12 protein-coding genes and 3 pseudogenes are annotated in these 18,035 nt (G+C 61.1%); 9 read left to right on the forward strand and 6 right to left on the reverse strand.

Annotation, left to right across the window (positions count from 1 at the left end; genetic code table 11):
* Positions 1-100: 100 nt before the first annotated feature.
* A pseudogene (locus tag ACTG2S_RS12905) lies at positions 101-1,311 on the reverse strand (ROK family protein).
* Between the two features lie 132 nt (positions 1,312-1,443).
* Positions 1,444-3,111 carry a methyl-accepting chemotaxis protein gene (locus ACTG2S_RS12910; protein ID WP_274160467.1) on the reverse strand — a complete coding sequence of 556 codons (1,668 nt, stop codon included), beginning with the start codon at positions 3,109-3,111 and terminating at the stop codon, positions 1,444-1,446.
* A gap of 123 nt (positions 3,112-3,234) precedes the next feature.
* Between ACTG2S_RS12910 and ACTG2S_RS12915 the strand changes: the two genes are divergently transcribed.
* From ACTG2S_RS12915 to glpC, 4 genes are all read left to right on the forward strand, one after another.
* A complete protein-coding gene (locus ACTG2S_RS12915) occupies positions 3,235-3,690 on the forward strand; it encodes a YchJ family protein (RefSeq protein ID WP_274160468.1) in 456 nt (151 codons plus the stop codon).
* Between the two features lie 242 nt (positions 3,691-3,932).
* Positions 3,933-5,606 carry an anaerobic glycerol-3-phosphate dehydrogenase subunit A gene (gene glpA, locus ACTG2S_RS12920; RefSeq protein WP_274160469.1) on the forward strand — a complete coding sequence of 558 codons (1,674 nt, stop codon included), beginning with the start codon at positions 3,933-3,935 and terminating at the stop codon, positions 5,604-5,606.
* On the forward strand, positions 5,596-6,861 hold the full coding sequence (gene glpB, locus ACTG2S_RS12925) for a glycerol-3-phosphate dehydrogenase subunit GlpB (RefSeq protein ID WP_274160470.1): 1,266 nt from the start codon (positions 5,596-5,598) through the stop codon (positions 6,859-6,861). Before glpA ends, glpB begins: the two co-directional genes overlap by 11 nt.
* Positions 6,862-6,912: 51 nt before the next feature.
* Positions 6,913-8,115, forward strand: coding sequence for an anaerobic glycerol-3-phosphate dehydrogenase subunit GlpC (gene glpC / locus ACTG2S_RS12930; RefSeq protein WP_106843833.1), 1,203 nt, complete (start codon positions 6,913-6,915; stop codon positions 8,113-8,115).
* A 99-nt stretch (positions 8,116-8,214) separates the two neighbouring features.
* Here the strand turns inward: glpC and ACTG2S_RS12935 are convergent.
* Positions 8,215-10,581: pseudogene (locus tag ACTG2S_RS12935) on the reverse strand (type I secretion C-terminal target domain-containing protein); the annotation flags it as partial.
* Here ACTG2S_RS12935 and ACTG2S_RS12940 point away from each other — a divergent pair.
* The 3 genes and pseudogenes from ACTG2S_RS12940 to ACTG2S_RS12950 all read left to right on the forward strand — a co-directional run.
* Positions 10,575-11,072: pseudogene (locus ACTG2S_RS12940) on the forward strand (TPR domain-containing protein); the annotation flags it as partial. The pseudogenes ACTG2S_RS12935 and ACTG2S_RS12940 sit on opposite strands and share 7 nt — an antisense overlap.
* Before the next feature lie 91 nt (positions 11,073-11,163).
* Positions 11,164-11,793: a DUF2268 domain-containing putative Zn-dependent protease gene (locus ACTG2S_RS12945; protein WP_274160473.1), complete on the forward strand. Its 630-nt coding sequence runs from the start codon at positions 11,164-11,166 to the stop codon at positions 11,791-11,793.
* A 54-nt stretch (positions 11,794-11,847) separates the two neighbouring features.
* A complete protein-coding gene (locus tag ACTG2S_RS12950) occupies positions 11,848-12,300 on the forward strand; it encodes an NUDIX hydrolase (protein ID WP_274160474.1) in 453 nt (150 codons plus the stop codon).
* Between the two features lie 98 nt (positions 12,301-12,398).
* On the opposite strand, the gene phnX is transcribed toward ACTG2S_RS12950, so the two are convergent.
* Genes phnX through phnW form a run of 3 tightly spaced genes read right to left on the reverse strand, consistent with a single transcriptional unit; the run spans position 12,399 to position 15,809 of the window.
* Positions 12,399-13,238, reverse strand: coding sequence for a phosphonoacetaldehyde hydrolase (phnX, locus tag ACTG2S_RS12955; protein WP_274160475.1), 840 nt, complete (start codon positions 13,236-13,238; stop codon positions 12,399-12,401).
* Positions 13,231-14,670: an aspartate aminotransferase family protein gene (locus ACTG2S_RS12960; protein WP_439982601.1), complete on the reverse strand. Its 1,440-nt coding sequence runs from the start codon at positions 14,668-14,670 to the stop codon at positions 13,231-13,233. Before ACTG2S_RS12960 ends, phnX begins: the two co-directional genes overlap by 8 nt.
* A complete protein-coding gene (gene phnW / locus ACTG2S_RS12965; protein ID WP_439982602.1) occupies positions 14,667-15,809 on the reverse strand; it encodes a 2-aminoethylphosphonate--pyruvate transaminase in 1,143 nt (380 codons plus the stop codon). Before phnW ends, ACTG2S_RS12960 begins: the two co-directional genes overlap by 4 nt.
* A gap of 265 nt (positions 15,810-16,074) precedes the next feature.
* Here phnW and phnR point away from each other — a divergent pair, with 265 nt between their 5' ends.
* Both phnR and ACTG2S_RS12975 read left to right on the forward strand, forming a co-directional pair.
* Positions 16,075-16,782, forward strand: coding sequence for a phosphonate utilization transcriptional regulator PhnR (phnR, locus tag ACTG2S_RS12970; RefSeq protein WP_021231304.1), 708 nt, complete (start codon positions 16,075-16,077; stop codon positions 16,780-16,782).
* Positions 16,783-16,902: 120 nt separating this feature from the next.
* Positions 16,903-17,922 carry a putative 2-aminoethylphosphonate ABC transporter substrate-binding protein gene (locus tag ACTG2S_RS12975; protein WP_103251164.1) on the forward strand — a complete coding sequence of 340 codons (1,020 nt, stop codon included), beginning with the start codon at positions 16,903-16,905 and terminating at the stop codon, positions 17,920-17,922.
* The last annotated feature ends 113 nt before the right edge of the window (positions 17,923-18,035 follow it).

The raw sequence follows: 18,035 nt of genomic DNA on the forward strand, positions 1-18,035 counted from the left end.
AGGGGGACTGCCGGAAAAGGGCAAGATTGTACCCAGTTACGCGCTGGCGGAACAGCAATCCCTGCCCCTTTCGCCAGATGCAGTGCCAACTCCTCTTGCCTTACGACTCCTGACAGCTGCGCAGCAGCTCCAGCAACAGGCTGCCATCGCGCAGTGCCTTGTGCACCTGCACCGAAGTGGGCTTGGTGGGATCTTCGTAGAAGTGGGTGGATTCAATCTGCAGCCGCACCAGATATTCGGCGGGCAACTGGCTGGCCAGCGACTGGTGCAGCATGGGGAACAGCAGCCGATCGGCACGGGTGATCTCCCCCCGAGCAGCAGCTTGCCCGGATTGAGCAGGCAGATGAGGTTGGAGAGCACCTTGGAGAGGCGACCCGCCGCTTGATGGAGAATATCCTGACAGAGGCCGTTGCCTGCCAGCGCCAGCTCGCACAGCTCGCGAATGGTGACGCTCTCGGGCAAGTCGTGCTCCTGCATCCGCTCGCGCAGATCCCGGTATTGCGCCTCCAACGCCTGATTGGTCACCAGGGTGCAGGCACAGCCAAAGCCACCGCAGTAACAGCGTTGGCCGTAGGGCTCGAGCTGCAGATGGCTGAGATCGCCGAGCAACGCATTCTCGCTCTCGATGAGCTGGCCATTGACCACCATGCCAACCCCGATGTCGTTGTGGACAAACACCAGCACCGCATCGGCGCAATTTTTGGCGGCCCCCCACTCCCGCTCGGCCTGGATCCAGGTGCGCACGTCACCGCTCACCAGCACAGGTACCGAGAACGCCTGTTGCAGAGTCGGGCCAAGGGGCCAGTTGCGCAGATCGTAGAAGGGGAAGTGCTTGACCATGCCGGAGTGGCGCTCTACCTGACCCGGCAGGCAGAGGGCGATACAGGCCAGACTGAGGGACTTTCTCGGCAAAAACACCTTGATGGCGTGCACCAGACTGCCCAGCAGATCGGCGCGCTCCTCCTCGGTAAAGAGGTGGCGCTGGCGGGCCAGCGAGCGACCGGAGAAATCAAACAACGCCATATCCACGTAGCCACGGCCAAGACGCATGGAGAGAAACTGGAAGCGGCGCTCGTTAATGCGCAGCAAGGTCTGACGACGGCCGCGCCCCACCGAACTTTCACCACAGGTGACCACCAGACCCCCATCGAGCAGTTCCCTGGTGATCTTGGTGATACTGGCAGGCGATAGGCCGGTCAGGCGGGAGAGATCGGTGCGCGACAGCTCCTTGTGCTCTTCCAGGCTGGCATAGACCAGGCCGTAGTTGAGCTGCCGGATCAAATCGATACTACCTTTCACGATCTCATTCATAGGATATGGGGCAAAGGCTGAAAAAAAGAGGCTGGCAATTTTCACACATTATTGGTCAATCCCCAAATAAAGTGCGGCCTGAACCGGGGGTCAGGCCGCATCTTGTGGTTGCCGTCACGGACCATTACAAGATCAATAACGGAATTGCGACACCAGTTTGCGCAATTTGTCGCCGGTGTTGGCCAGATCGCGGGTGGTGCTGTTGGACTCCACCGCCGCGCTGGTCAACTCGCTGACAATCTGCTGAATGGCCACCAGGTTCTTGTTGATCTCCTCCGATACCGCGTGCTGCTCCTCGGCGGCGGTGGCGATCTGGATGTTCATGTCGTTGATGGTACTGACCGCCATCACCATGCTATCGAGGGAGCTGGCGATATGGCTCGCCTCCTGCACCGTCTCCTGGCTGCGATCCTCGCTCGCCTGCATCACCTCCACCGCCTGCTTCACCCCGCCCTGCAGACGTTGCAGCATCTCGTTGATCTCCTTGGTGCTCTGTTGGGTACGACCGGCCAGCGAACGCACTTCGTCCGCTACCACCGCAAAGCCGCGTCCCTGCTCACCGGCACGGGCCGCCTCAATGGCGGCGTTCAGCGCCAGCAGGTTGGTCTGCTCGGCAATGCCGCGAATGACCTCCACCACCGAGCCGATCTTGGCGGTCTCTTGCGCCAGCTGTTCGATAACGCCGGAGGCGGTATGCACCTCCCCCACCAGCCGGTTGATACTGTTGATGGCCCCGCTCACCACACCTCGGGCGGCGTCCGATTCACGGGCCGCATCGCTGGTTGCCGTCGCGGCATTGGAGGCACTGGCCGCCACCTCCTGCGCGGTGGAGCTCATTTCTGTCACCGCGGTGACCACCTGATCGGTCTCGCGACTGTGACCCTGCATCTGATGGTCATAGTGCTCGCTCAGATGGTGCAACTTGTCGACCGCGCTGAAGAGGTGGTTGCTGGTCTCGCCCACCTGACTCACCACCGACTGGATCCGCTCGACAAAGCGGTTGAAAGCGCTGGCCAGTTGGCCAATCTCGTCCTCGCTTTGCACCTTGAGGCGCTGAGTCAGATCCCCGTCGCCGTTGGCGATATCGTTCAATGCCAGCACCGCATCCGCCAGCGGCTTGGTAACCCGGTTGCCCACAATGATGGTCGCCGCCAGAGTGATACCCAAGATCAGCAGGATCACCAGCACACTGCTCTGCAACGAGGCATGCATATTGCTCTCGCGCTCTGCCCGCAAGGCCGCAAGCTCGTTGTCGATATCATCGATATAAAAACCGGTGCCAATGGCCCACTGGTATTTGTCCAGCACCAGAGTAAAGGCCAGTTTGGGAGCATCGCGCCCGATGGAGGGCTTGGCCGTCCAGTATTCGGTAAAACCATCCCCCTGACGGGCCGATTTAAGGATCTCCTGGATCAGCAATTTGCCCTTGGCATCCTTGTCGTTCCAGCGGTTTTTCCCCTCCAGCTCGGTACGCACCGGCAGCAGTATGGTGTTGCCCTCGAAGTCATAGACAAAGAAGTAGCCGTCACTGCTGTAACGCAGCGGCCTGAGCAACTCTTTGACCTTTTGACGATTTTCCGGTGAATCCGGCAGGGAATACACGGCATCGACGGCAGTTTTGGCCATCATGATGTAACTGCTGAGCAGCGCTTTACGCTCCTTGATGGCATTTTCCCTCGCCACCACCAGATCAAACTCCAGATCACTCTTGGAGACCATGTAGTTACTGAGATTGACCACCAGGGCCATCAACAGCACGGGGACTGCACCCAGTAACAGGATTTTCTGCTTTAGCGTCATCTTTCACATCCTTGCAGCTGTTTTTATTGGAATTCCTTGCTTACTCATCAGTATAGGTGCTGGCAGGACGAGCCCAGCTTTCGTTACAATTCCCTTAAACAAATCGGCCAGAACGTGAAAATCATGAATCTTTGTCCTTGCGGCTCAACCCTTTCTCTCGAATTGTGCTGTGGCTCACGTCACAGTGGCGCAGTGGCTGACACCCCGGAGCAGCTGATGCGCTCGCGCTACAGCGCTTTTGTGCTCGGTCTGGGGGAGTATCTGGTCCATAGCTGGCACCCGGCCCACCTTGGCGGTCTCACCGCCGAAGAGCTTTCACGCATCGACACCCGCTGGGATGGTCTCGAGATCATCTCCAGCCAGGGCGGCACGGAGGATGAAACCGGAATGGTGGAGTTCAAAGCCTGGTTTCTGGAGGGGGATGAGCGTCACTGCCTCCATGAGCGTTCCCGCTTCGTGCGTTATCAGGGGCGCTGGGTCTACACCGAGGGAGAGCAGGATCCGGCCCCCCTCAAAACCGGCCGCAACGCTCCCTGCCCCTGTGGCAGCGGCAAAAAGCACAAGAAGTGCTGCGGCTGACGCATCACACACCCACCAGACTCGTCAAACAGTGACAAGGGGCATCCGATGCCCCTTTTTTTTGCCTGTTATTCGCCACCAGCCCACAAACCGATGCGATAACAAGCGTGATAAATGTCACATAATGCTCATTAACGCGCGAGAAAATGAGCGTTTGCGAGCGCAAATTTGGCCCATATCAAACATTTCCACTCAGAAGTAGGCCACACTGGCCTCATCTGGAAGAGATGAGACGGGCAACAATGAAAAGAATAACTACACAAGTCGTCATCATAGGCGGCGGTGCCACAGGGGCCGGCATCATGCGCGATTGCGCACTGCGCGGCATCGACTGCATCCTGCTCGAACGCGATGATATCGCCGCCGGCACCACCGGCCGCAACCACGGCCTGCTCCACTCCGGTGCCCGCTACGCGGTGACGGATCAGGAGTCCGCCCGCGAATGCATCCAGGAAAACCGCATCCTCAAGCGGATCGCCAGCCACTGTGTCGAGGACACTGGCGGCCTCTTCCTCACCCTGCCGGAAGATGACATCAATTTCCAAACCACCTTTATGGATGCCTGCGCCCTGGCCGGTATCGAAACCCGCCAGCTCGATCCCGGTGAAGCCCTGCGCATGGAGCCCAACGCCAACCCGGCGATGATCGGCGCCATCCATGTGCCGGATGGGACGGTCGACCCGTTCCGCCTTGCCGCTGCCAACGTGCTGGACGCCAAAGAGCACGGCGCGCGCATCTTCACCCACAGCAAGGTGCTAGGGCTGCTGCGCACGCAGGATCGGGTACACGGGGTCAAGGCGATCAATACCCGCACCGGCGAAGCGTTCGAGGTGGAGTGTCAGGAGGTGATCAACGCCGCCGGCATCTGGGGCCAGCAAATTTGCGAATACGCCGATCTCGGCATCCGCATGTTCCCGGCCAAGGGCTCCCTGCTCATCATGGATTACCGCATCAACCAGCTGGTGCTCAACCGCGCCCGCAAACCGGCGGATGCGGACATTCTGGTGCCGGGCGATACCATCTCCCTCATCGGCACCACCTCCAGTCGCATCGATTACAACAAGATTGACCAGCTCACCGTCGAACCCGAAGAGGTCGAAGTGTTGCTGCGCGAAGGTATCAAGCTCGCTCCCATCATGGCTCGCACCCGCCTGCTGCGCGCCTACGCCGGGGTGCGCCCGCTGGTAGCGGTGGACGGTGACGACACCGGCCGCAACATCAGTCGCGGCATCGTGCTGCTGGATCACGCCGAGCGTGACGGCCTCAAGGGCTTCAACACCATCACCGGCGGCAAGCTGATGACCTACCGCCTGATGGCGGAGTGGGCCACCGATCTGCTGGCCAAGAAACTCGGCAACAGCAAACCCTGCCAGACCGCCGAGCTGAGCCTGCCCGGCTCACGGGATCCGGAAAAGGTCTCCGCTACCGGTCTCTCGGTGCCGGTCGAAGGCTCCGCCCAGTACCGCCACGGCGAGCGGGTCATCGCCTTCTTCCGTGACAATCCCAAGGCCAACGCCCTGATCTGCGAGTGCGAAATGGTCACCGCGGGTGAAATCGAATACGCCCTGCGCGAGCTGGATGTGGACAACCTCATCGATCTGCGCCGCCGCACCCGTCTGGGGATGGGGCCCTGTCAGGGCGAGCTGTGCGCCTACCGCGCCGCCGGTCTGATGCAGGAGTATGGCAAGGCGGATGGCCGTCAGGCCTGCGTCATGCTGCGTCAGTTCCTCGAGGAGCGTTACAAGGGAACCCGCCCAGTATTGTGGGGCGATGCCCTGCGCGAGGCCGAGTTTACCTACTGGATCTACGAAGGGCTGTTTGGCCTGGGGGAATGGACGGCGCCGCAGCTGATTGCCGATACCCCACGCGGCTCAACCAGCGAGACCACTCACAAGGAGAGCCGTCATGAAGTTTGACAATATCGTTATCGGCGGTGGCATGGCGGGACTCTCGGCTGCCCTGCGGCTGGTGGAGGCAGGCAAGAAGACCCTGCTGATGGCATCCGGCCAGAGTGCCCTGCACTTCTCCTCCGGCTCGGTCGATCTGCTCGAAAGCGAGGGAGATCCCCGCGCTGCCCTGCCCGCTTTTATGGCCGCCCATCCGGATCACCCCTACAGCAAGGTGGGAATGCAGAATATCGAAGCGAGCCTGGCCGATCTGCAGCGCCACTGCGCCGAACAGGGATTGCCGCTAGTGCGCCACGACACCAATCACCAGCGCCTGACCCCCATCGGCACCCTCAAGCGTACCTGGCTCTCCCCCGATACCTGTGCCTGCGTGACCGATGCGCCGATCCCGGATGTACTGCTGCTGGCCACCCTCGAGGGCTTTCGCGACTTTCATCCGGCACTGGCGGCCGCCAATCTGGCGACCCATCCGCGCTTTGCCCACTGCCGCATTCTGACCGGCGAAATCCGCCTGCCCCAGCTGGCCGAATTCAGCCGCAATCCCCACGAGTTTCGCTCAGCCGACATCGCGCGCCTCTGTGACAAGCATCATCTGGTGGCCGATCTGGCCCGCGAGATCAGCCGCATGGTGCAGGAGAGCGGCGTACCCGGCTGCCGCCATATCGTGCTGCCCGCCTGCCTGTCTCTGGGGCTGGTAGGCCCGCGTCTGACGGAGCTGGAGCAGCGTACCGGCTGCACCATCAAGGAGGTGGCCACCATGCCGCCATCACTGATCGGGATGCGGATGCAGGAGGCGCTCAAGCGCCGCTTTATGGCCCTTGGCGGCACCTTCCTCACCAGCGAGCGGGTGCTGGGCGCTCGTTACGACGGTGACCGGGTGGTCGGCGTACATACCCAGAATGGCGATGATCAGCTGTTCGAGGCGGACAACTTCGTGCTTGCCTCCGGCAGCTTCTTCAGCCGCGGGCTGGAATCCCGTCTGCGCGGCATTCGCGAGCCCATCTTCGATGCCGATGTGCTGAGTCTGGAGGAGCGTGATGCCTGGGCCGGTCGTCGCCTGTTCGATCACCACCCTTTCATGGGCTTCGGGGTCAAGACCGACGACAAGCTGCGGGTACTGCGTGGCGGCAAGCCGCTCACCAACCTCTATGGCGCGGGCAGTGTCTTGGCCCATTACGACCCAATTCGTGAAGGTTCCGGCTCCGGCGTTGCCGTTGCCACCGGCTGGCAGGCTGCCGGCCATATTCTGGGCGCGGCCCAATGATTACTACGTCCCATATCCCGTATCTTCATCATCGCCGGGAGGAGAACTGACATGCTACTGGATCACGCCAACCAAACTTTCGATCAGTGCATCAAATGCACCGTCTGTACCGCCTACTGTCCGGTGGCCAAGGCCAACCCCGCCTACCCCGGCCCGAAACAGGCGGGCCCGGATGGGGAGCGGCTGCGGATCAAGAGCCCCGAGCTGTTCGATAGCGCCCTCAAGCACTGCACCAACTGCAAACGCTGCGAAGTAGCCTGCCCGAGCGGGGTGCGCATCGGCGATATCATCGCCAAGGCCAAGCACCAGTACAGCGGTTTCAAACCGGGGATCCGCGAGTTCGTGCTCTCCCACACCGATCTGATGGGCAGCATGTCTACCCTGATGGCCCCGGTGGTCAACTTCACCACCGGCCTCAAGCCAATGAAAATGGTGCTGGACAAGGCGCTGGGGGTCTCCTCCCACCGCGATCTGCCCAAATACTCCCAGGGCACCTTCCGCGGCTGGTACAAAAAGCAGAAGGCGACCCAGGCCAGTTATAAGCGCCAAATCGCATACTTCCACGGCTGCTATGTCAACTACAACCACCCACAGCTTGGCAAGGAGCTGGTGCAGGTGCTCAACGCCATGAACATAGGCGTGCAGCTGCTGGAGCGAGAGAAGTGCTGCGGCGTGCCGCTCATTGCCAACGGCTTCATGGACAAGGCCAAGCAGCAGGCAGCCTTTAATATCAAGCAGATGGAGAACTCCCTGCTGGGCAACGAGATGCCGCTGCTGGCCACCTCCTCCACCTGCGGCTTTACCCTGCGCGATGAATATCCCCACCTGCTGGAGCAGGACAACCACAAGGTGCGGGATCGCATCTCGCTGGTGACCCGCTTCCTGTGGAACGAGTTCTACAAGGGCAACAAACCAGCGATGAAGCCGCTCAATCTGCACATCGCCTACCACACCCCCTGCCACATGGAGAAGATGGGGGGCGTCATCTACACCCTCGAATTGCTGCGCGCCATTCCCGGGGTCAAGGTGACGGTGCTGGAGTCCCAGTGTTGTGGTATCGCCGGCACCTACGGCTTCAAGTCGGAGAACTACCAGACCAGCCAGACCATCGGCGAGGGGCTATTTGATCAAATCAACCGCCTCTCCCCCGATCTGGTGATCACCGACTGCGAGACCTGCAAATGGCAGATCGAGATGAGCACCAGCTTCCGCTGTGAACATCCGATCCACCTGCTGGCCCAGGCGTTGGCCTGAATCCTCCCGGCCCTTGCGGCCGCATAAAAACAATCCACGCAGAGATAAACAAAGAGCCGGCAATTGCCGGCTCTTCTTTTTTACGCTTCACGCACGCTATCAGGGGTGCTGGATGATCAGGCTATGTTGATCTTCCAGCATGCTCTGCAGGATATCGTGGGACGAGGTGCTGGTGAGATTCCAGCTGGTCAGGTCCACATCCTTCAGGGTGATCTGTTGGGTTATCTGGCCATCACCCGCGGGGGAAACCGAGAGATTCACATCGCTCAGGCCATTGCTCCCCGTGGTCACCGAGGCTGAGAGATCCTTGAGCAGATCATCGACACCATTGCCAGTGACCCCTTGCAGCATATCAGCCAGATCGATCTTGTCCCCTTGCTCCGGATGGAAGTCAGTGATGGTATCGATGGCGGGCTGCCCCTGACTCCCCTCGTCCCCGTGCTGCCAAACGAAGAGATCGCTGCCAGCCCCGCCGGTGAGGATGTCGTTGCCATGCCCCCCCAGCAGACGGTCATCGCCGGAGGAACCAAACAGCCAATCCCCCTGATCGGAACCGACCAGCTCATGACCACTCTGGCCGTGCACCGTAATGGTCTCAAGGGGCGTGCTGACGGTTGAGCCGCCGACACTCGACTCGGCACTGATCCCCAGCACATGGTCACCGTCGCCAAAACCGCTGAAGTAGAGCGGAACCGAGTGATCGGCCGGGATCAACCAGTCGCCATTGCTATCGGCATGACCGACACTCTGACCATGCTCATCCTGCACTTGTGCCCCATTCAGGCCGCTGATGCGGATGGAGAGTTCACCGGTAGCCGGATTGACCACGCTGGCATTGATGCCAAGGGGGATAACGGCCCCCTGCAAGGCATGGAACGCATGCTGATCCACCGTCAGACCCGGCATATCCGGCTCGGGAGTGACCGTGATTGTCACCTGATCGGTGTCGCTCAGCGGACCACCCGCACCAGTGTTGCCCTGATCGGAGGTAGTGACGGTAAGGGTATCTTCTCCCCAGAAATCTTTGGCCGGTTCATAGTGCAGGTGACTTGCCAGCAACTGGTTGAGATCGGCCAGCGACCCCACCAGGGTGATCTCGCTGGTACCCGCCCCCTGCACCATCACGGCACCGGTTGCACCCAGCAAGGTCAGTACACCATGCTCGACCCGCAGCACCATGGAGACAGGCGCACTGCCTGCATCCACATCCTTCACGCTGACGCCGGAGAGCGACAGGGAGCCATCTTCCTTCACCGTCATGCTGCCAGGCAGCTGATTGACCGGGGCATCATTGACCGGCTGCACCTCGATGGGCAGCACATCGGTATCGCTGAGTGCCCCGCCACTACCCGTGCTCCCCTGATCGTTGGTGACCATGGTCAAGGCGTCATTGCCGTAGAAATCACTGTTGCCCTGATAGGTCACCCCACCAGAGAGCAAGGCATTGAGATCGGCCAGCGTGCCGGTCAGCACCAGCGAACCGGTGCCGTTGCCGACTACCGTCACGCCGCTGCCAGCAGGCAGCGTCAGGGTGCCATGCTCCACCGACAGGGTGACCTTGATGGGGCTGTTGCCCGCATCCACATCTTTCACCTGCAAACCGTGGATGACAAAAGGCTGATCTTCCTGCGCGACCTGAGGGGTTGTTGGCATTACGTTGATTGGCGCATCGTTGACCGGGCTTACATCCACATGGATGGTGCCATTGACCTCGGGGCCAAGGGCGCCGTTGTCGAGGCTCTGGGCAGTGATCTTGAGATCCAGTGCACCGTTGGCATCATTGGTCACCAGCTCGACAGCACCCAGCTTGCCGCCCTCAGTAGTGACCTGCCAGCGACCGCCACCCAGATCAACAACCGTCCCCGCCACGCCATTTGGCAAGCGGATCTCGGCGCCATCAGGCACCCCTTCGATGGTGACCCGCACCTGCTCGGGCTTGTTCTCATGCACATTACCCGCACTGCCGCCGGTTGGCTGGTTATCCCGGGTCTCCAGCCCCAGATCCAGAGTAATCACATCCCCTTCGGTACCGCTCGCCTGACCCTGAATGTCAGCGATAAGGGCATCCCCCACCGGATTGACGGTGACGGTAAAGCTGCCACTGGTTTCGAGCGGAATGGTGAGCCCCTTGTCGAGGGTAAAGGCGCTCAGCGACAGCTCCACGGTGCCGCTGAAATCAGCTGGCGGGATCAGGGTCAGCTTGGAGAAATCGGTCCCCACCGGGATCTGCCAGACGCCGCCACCATTGTTGACCGCCGGAGCCGACAGGGTGAAGCCATCCGGTACCCCCTTGATCTGCAGCGCGACGCTCTGCTCCGAGCCATCATTGTCGATAAGGGTTGCGCCAAATCCGGCAAGGTTGACCGTGCCATCCTCGCTCCCCGTGACGCTGTGCACCGAGAGCTGGGCCGGATCGTTGACTGGTCTCACCTCAAAGCCGACCTCTCCGCTCCAGCTGCCGTTATCAGGCGTGGCAGGCGTATCAATCCCGTCCCGATCCGCTGGCGGGGTTGAGCCCGCGGGATCTGCAAGACAAAGAGCTGGGGAGTCTGCATCAGAAGCTTCAACGCAACCCCGCCGATCTCGACAGCTGGGCGGCGCTGGGACAGCTCTATCTCTATCGCGGCGAATATGACAACGCCCTGCTCGCCTATCAGCGTATTGCCCTGCTGGAGGGGGGAGCCAGCGCGGCGACTCAAGCCGCCCAAGCCACTGTGCTCTACTATCAGGCGGGCCAGCAGCTGACTCCCGAGGCAACCCGCCTGCTGGAGAGCGCCCTCAAGCAGGACGCGGGGGAAGTGAGCGCCCTGATGCTGCTCGCCTCCAATCACTTCCTGCATGGCCGCTACAGCCAGGCCATTGCGCTGTGGCAGCAACTGCTCGATGGCGAGCGCCCTCGCATCAACCGGGCCGCGCTGATCGAGGCGATCCAGACGGCAAGCATAATGGGCGGGTAACCCCTTGATTGAAAGAGGGTAATCGTGGTGATATGGCGCCGCGACCACGTAAGTGGTTCAGCACTCTCTTTCAATAGACAAGGATGTCTGGATGCAACTCACCCTGTTAAACGACTCGGGCAAATTCGATGGGCTCGATGACACCATTAGGCACGTTTTTGCCGAGACGGCGCACAAATTGAATGCCTTGTTCGATCTCTCCCAACTGGATGTCACCTTCAGCCCTTTTGCCGAGGGGGATGCTCCCGATTCGGGTATCGGTGGCTGGGCCATCAACATGTATCGAATAGAACTCCAGCTTGATCTGGAACGGCCTGATATCAAAGAGGTGATCATCACCGAATTGCCTGCCGTGCTGGCCCACGAAGTCCACCATATCGTGCAAAAGAAGAACAAGGTGGAAGCAGAAACACTGTCCGAAACCCTGATTTTTGAAGGGCTGGCCTGCTACTTTGAGCAGAGGTTCAATGGCGGCACACTCCCCTCGCTGTTCAAGGAGTCTCATCATCATGACTGGCAATCGCTCCTGGCAGAGATGACACCCAATCTCTCCAGCAAGCAGTTCAACTATTTAGACTTTTTCTACTGCCGTGATAACCGGCCATTTCCCAAATATGCCGGTTACTGGGTGGGGTTCAATCTGGTGGCCAACTATCTGGCCAAAAATGGACTGAATGAAATAGAGGTCATGGGCCTGCCCGCCGAAGCGTATTTTAATTAACACGCCTTCACACTGTTCGTGGCTATCACAGAGCCCAAATCCGGAGAGAAGATCATGATCCCCATTCGCTGCAAGGCCGTCTCCGGCGTTGCCCTTACCACTGTCGATGGCGAAACAAAATTGCTGGTGATGAAACGGGTCAAGGGGGGCTTCTGGTGCCATGTGGCGGGCACGGTGGAGGCGGGTGAAACCGGCTGGCAGACCATTATTCGGGAGTTTGCTGAAGAGACGGGGATCCGGGTCACCGAACTCTACAACGGCCAGTATCTGGAGCAGTTCTACGAGGCGAGCTTGAATACGGTGGAGGTGGTGCCGGTCTTTGTGGTCTATTGCCCGGCCAATCAGGCAGTGACCCTCAACGACGAGCACACAGACTATCGCTGGTATTCCCTGGCCGAAGCAAAAGCGCTGGTGAGTTTCCCCGGCCAGAAGGCGCTCTACGACCATATCTGGCACCATTTTGTCGACAACGCCCCCTATCCCCTGATGCGGGTCGATATCCGCTGACCGCGCACGGCTTCCCCCTGTAAATGCAACACGCCCCCGGATGGGGGCGTGTTATATCTAAAGCCAGCCAAGCGCTTTTGTTAGACCCCACCGATGGCCTACGGCCGCTCGCCAGCGGCCAGACGACGGTTGATATCGGCGATAACCGGGGCGATGTCGGCCAGGGTATCAATCACATAGTGTGCCCCCGCCGCCCGCAGTTTGGCCTCGGCCGGTGCGCGCCGGGCGGCGATCTCAGCCTCACTCATGGCGGCAAACTCGTCCCAAGTGGCACCAAATTCGTTGCCGGAAACCGACAGCCCCACCGTCCACATGCCCGCGTTCAACCCTTCGCTGATACCCGGCACGGCGTCATCCACCTTGATGCAGCGATGCACGGCGCTTATTCCCAGCTCAATCACGTTGGCCAGCGCCATCCAGGGGCCGGGGCGACCACCAGCCTTGAGATCGTCGGTGGCGACCCAGTGATCCGGGCGATAGCCGTGATCGGACGCCGCAGGTACCAGCGCCTCCATCACCGGACGAGGATAACCGGAGCAGGAGCCGATTTTCATCCCCTGCACCCGCAGAGCGTCCAGCACCGGCAGCACACCGGGGATGGGGGCGGCAAAGCGGGTCACGGCGGCAATCTGCAGCGGCATAAAGGTGTGATAAAGGTGGTCCACCTCGGCGTGGCTCATGGAGTGGCCAAAGCGAGCCTGCCAGCGCGCATCCACCGAAGGCAGACGGCCCAGCGCGGCGATATGATCCCACTTGCCAAGGCCCATGGGCTGGCGTGCTTCGTCCAGGGTCACGGGAAAGTCATAGGCGCGGGCGAAGGCCTCGACGAAGATGGAGGTGGGGGCGAAGGAGCCGAAATCGACGACGGTACCGGCCCAGTCGAGGATCAGCGCCTCTACGTCGGTGATCGGGTCTACAGCAATCTGCAAGTCAGTCATAGTGGTGTTCCTGTTTCGGTGAAAGTGCGATCTCGCCCAATGCGCGATCGAGAATGGAAATGGCGCGCACCAGATCGGCGCGGGCGATATTGAGCGGTGGCGAGAGCTGGATAACGTTGCCCTGGGAAACCTTGAAGCTGAGCCCCAGCTCCAGACAGCGGTAGAGCAGCCGTTCGGCGGCCTGGCTATTGCGGGCACGACTCTGGTGATCGACCACCAGATCGAGCGCCCAAAGCATACCGATACCGCGCACCTGCCCGATCAGCGGGTGACGTTCGGCCAACTTGCCGAGCTCGGCCGCCATAAAACGGCCATCCTCCTGCGCTTTTGCCAGCAACCCCTCTTCGCGGATGGTACTGATGGTAGCGAGCGCCGCCGCGCAGCCGATAGGGCTCTTCTCGTGGGTGTAGTGACCGAGTGAAATAGCTGCTGCCTGATTGAACCGGTCGCGGGTAATGAGCGCCGCAAACGGCACCACCCCGCCCCCCAACCCCTTGCCCAAGCAGATGATGTCGGGCTCGATGCCGAACTCTTCAAAGCTGAACCAGTGGCCGGTGCGCCCCAGGGCATTGGGGATCTCGTCGACGATCAACAGCACCTTGTGGCGATCGCAGATCTCCCGCACCCGCTGCCAGTAGGCCTTCGAGGGCACCTGCACATCGGTGTTGCGGATAGGTTCGGCGATAAAGGCGCCGATCCCTCCCTCCTTCTCGATGACGTACTCCAGATAATCGGCGTAGTGCAGGTCATCCCCCTCCCCGCGATACCAGACGCCGCGATAACGGGTGGGCGGCGGGATGCGCTCCACTCCGGCCATCAAGGGGCCCATACCGGCGCGAAAACAGGCCTCACCGCCGACCGAGATGGCATCGAGGGAGGCGCCGTGAAAGGCATCCCACAGGGATACCACCTTGCTGTTGCCGGTGATTAAACGGGCGAGCTTCAGGGCAATCCCCACCACCTCGCTGCCGCCGGGGGCGAACAGCACCCGGTTGAGATCGCTGGGAGCCAGTTCGGCCAGAGTGCGGGCGCAGTCGATGGCAACCTGATGGGTGTAGCGGCGGGGCGCAAACGGCAGATCGGCGAGTTGCTGCTGCACCGCGGCCACCACCCTGGGGTGACCGTGACCCAGCTGATGAACGCTGTTGCCGTGAAAATCGAGGTAACGCGCGCCCGATACACTGGTCAACCAGCTCCCCTGCGCCCCCTCAAGCAGATCGAGACAGGGGGTGGAGAGTGCCTGATGGAGAAAGTAGCGGCTATCCTCCGCCAATCCCGCCTGCACCGCCTCGCTCTGGTCAGCCCACCAACGCGCCCGCCCCTCGCCAAGGTTGATATCCCCTTCGCTATCGGCGCGGCCGCTGCCGTGCAGCTTATGGTCATGCAAATCGCGGCCACGCAGATCACGACCCTGAGCCAGCATGCTGGTCATCGCGCGTCCCCTTGCCAGTAGCAGGCGCTGGCCATGGCGGCGAGCAGAGCGCGCACCCGCTCCGGGGTCACATCGCCGATATTGCCGATACGGAAGCAATCGGCTTGTGAGACCTTGCCCGGGTAGATAACAAAACCCTGTGCCTTGAGCCGCTGGTAGAAGTCGGCGAAGCGGTAGTCAGGGTGGGCCGGAGAGTAGAAGGCGGTGATGATGGGGGATTGCCATTTTTCTGGCAGCAGCGGCGCAAAGCCGAGCGCCGCCATCCCCGCCACCAGCGTGCGCTGATTTTCACTGTAACGCTGATGGCGGGCGGCAATGCCCCCCTCCTCATCCAGCTCGCGCAGGGCCTGGGCAAAGGCGAGCACGGTATGGGTGGGCGAGGTAAAGCGCCACTTGCCCCCCTGCTGCTCCATGGTCTGCCACTGGGCGTGCAGGTCGAGGGAGACCGAGCGAGCACGACCGGCGCAGGCCGCCAGCGCGGCGCGGCGAGCGATGACAAAGCCAAAACCCGGCACCCCCTGAATGCACTTGTTGGCCGAGCTGATGAGAAACTCGATGCCAAGTCGCCCCATGTCGATGGGGATGCCGCCAAAGCTGCTCATGGCATCGACGATCAGGCGAATGCCGCGGCGCTGGCAGAGCGCAGCCACCTCCTCAAGGGGGTTGAGCATGCCGGTGGTGGTCTCGCAATGCACCATGGCCAGATGGGTGATCTCGGGGTGGCGCGCCAGCATCGCCTCGATGGCGTCGGGTTCCGGGCGGGTGGTCTCGCCGCAGTCCAGCTCATGGTGGCGCAGGCTAAGGCAGCGGGCCATCTCCCCCATGCGAGCACCGTAGGCGCCGTTGTTGATGATCAGCAGACACTCATCGACGCCGATCGCCGAGCCCAGCACACTCTCCACCACATAGCTGCCACTCCCCTGCAGCAGCACGGCGCTGTAGTCACTTTGATATTCAGGGCCAGTTGCCAGACGCACCAACTCGCGGCGGATGGGCTCCACCACGCCCTGGTTGTAGTCCGCATCCCAGGTACAGCTGTCTTGCAGCATGGCGGCGCGCACCGTGGCGGTGGTCGAGAGGGGGCCCGGGGTCAGCAGCAGGTAATCGACGGCGGCAGGGGCCGCGGGAATATGGGTCATGACTTCGCTCCTTTTGGTATATACCAGAATGAGCGCATTGTGGGTAACTGTCCCGCCAAGGTCAAAGGGGTGGGGCTACGTGCAACAAAAAATTCATTTTCAACGCCGGGATCGCGATAATCTAGGAAGCCTGAACAGCAGGGGCGATGCTGGTATCTACCAACGCATGTTGATGTCGCCGTTTAACGACCGCGCAAATGACCTGTCCTGTGCCCAGCCGATTGCCAAACTCATTGCACAACTTATTGCAAAACCAGGGATTTTCATGAGCAAACCGCAATATCTGCAGATCAAGGATGCCCTCGCCAACCAGATCCTGGCGGGGGGGCTGGCCCCCAACGACAAGCTCCCCTCCGAGCGGCTGCTGGGGGAACTCTATGGCACCACCCGGGTTACCATTCGCGAGGCACTGGTTCAGCTGGAGGCCAACGGCCTTATCTATCGGGAGGATCGCCGCGGCTGGTTCGTCACCCCGCCACGCTTTCGCTTGAACCCCAGACGCACCTCCAACTTTCACCAGATAGTGCGGGAGCAAGGGGGTGAGCCGCGCACCGAGCTGCTGGAGAAAAGCCGCCAAGCAGTGCCGCCCGCATTGATGGCGCAACTGCAGCTCAAGCCGTTCGACAGCCTGTTTCTGCTAAAACGGCTGCGCTACGCCAACGGGCGCGCCATCTGCTACTGCGAGAACCACTGCCTGCCAGAGCGGGTACCCGGACTGCTGGCGCTGGATCTCAACGGCAGCCTGACCGAGATCTACCAGGCCCATTACGATCTCCACTACGCCCGCATGCAGGTACGTTTCTTCCCCACCGCCCTGCCGGACGAGGTGGCCAAGGCGCTGGGGGCCACCGCCGGACTGCCCGCCCTGCGCCTCGAGCGGCTCAACTTCGATCAGCACGGCCGGGTGCTCGACTTCGATCTGGAGTACTGGCGTCACGACAGTCTGGAGATCGAAGTGGATACCCAGGATTAGTCACGGACAAATCAGGAACGGCAAAACGTCACGGGGCTGTCACGGTCACGTCATAAAGATCCCCTAGCCTCTCTCTCGACCAATCTGGTTTATACCAAACCAATTTAACTGGAGAAGAGGATGAAACAGGGAACCCATCTGCTGGCCGCCGCCGTGCTGGCTGCCATGACCGCCCCGGCACTGGCCGCGACCGATCTCACCGTCTACACCGCCTTCGAACCGGAGCAGCTCAACGAGCTGAAAACCGCGTTCGAACGCCAGCATCCGGATATCAACATCAAGTGGGTGCGTGACTCCACCGGCGTGGTCACCGCCCGCTTGCTGGCAGAAAAAGCGCAGCCCAAGGCGGATGTGGTGTGGGGACTGGCCGCCACCAGCCTGATGCAGCTCGACCAGCAGCAGATGCTCAATGCCTATGCACCGAAAGGGCTGGAGAAGCTCGACAGCCGCTTTCGCGACAGCAAGGCCGAGCCGCACTGGATCGGTCTGGACGCCTTCTTCAGCGCCATCTGCTTCAACAAGGTAGAGGCGGAAAAACAGGGGATCCCGGCGCCCACCAGCTGGGCCGACCTCACCAAGCCCATCTACAAGGGCAAGGTGATCATGCCCAACCCCAGCTCCTCCGGCACCGGTTACCTGAGCGTTGCGGGCTGGCTGCAGACCATGGGCGAGCAGCAGGGCTGGCAATTTATGAACGGCCTTCACCAGAACATCGACCGTTACACCCACTCGGGCTCCGCCCCCTGCAAGCTGGCCGCCAGCGGTGAAACGGTGATCGGTATCTCCTTCGACTTCCCGGCTACCAGCCTCAAGGCCAAGGGGGCCCCCATCGAGGTGGTGTTCCCGAAAGAGGGGTCGGGCTGGGATATGGAAGCCGCCGCCATCATCAAGGGCACCCCCCAGCTGGAAGCCGCCAAACAGCTGCTCGACTTTGCCGCCACCGAACAGGCCAACGCCCTCTACAACAAGTCGTTCGCCGTGGTTGCCATCCCGGATGTGGCCCAACCGAGAGCGGGCTATCCGGCGGATATCAAAGGCCAGATGATCGACAACGACTTTAGCTGGGCTGCCCGCGAGCGCAACGCCATCCTGGCCCAGTGGAGCGCCAGCTTCGACGGCAAGACCGAAGCAAAACAGTAAGCGTGAAGGGCGGCGGTTTGTTCACGCCAGACACACAGCCACCAATAAACTGCCAGTCGAAGGCCAACAGCTGTTGGCCTTCGCTTTTTGGTTTTAACTTCCCGAGTTTGCAT

The organism is Aeromonas sp. 82P (assembly GCF_051919365.1).
Classification (GTDB): Bacteria; Pseudomonadota; Gammaproteobacteria; order Enterobacterales; family Aeromonadaceae; genus Aeromonas; species Aeromonas veronii.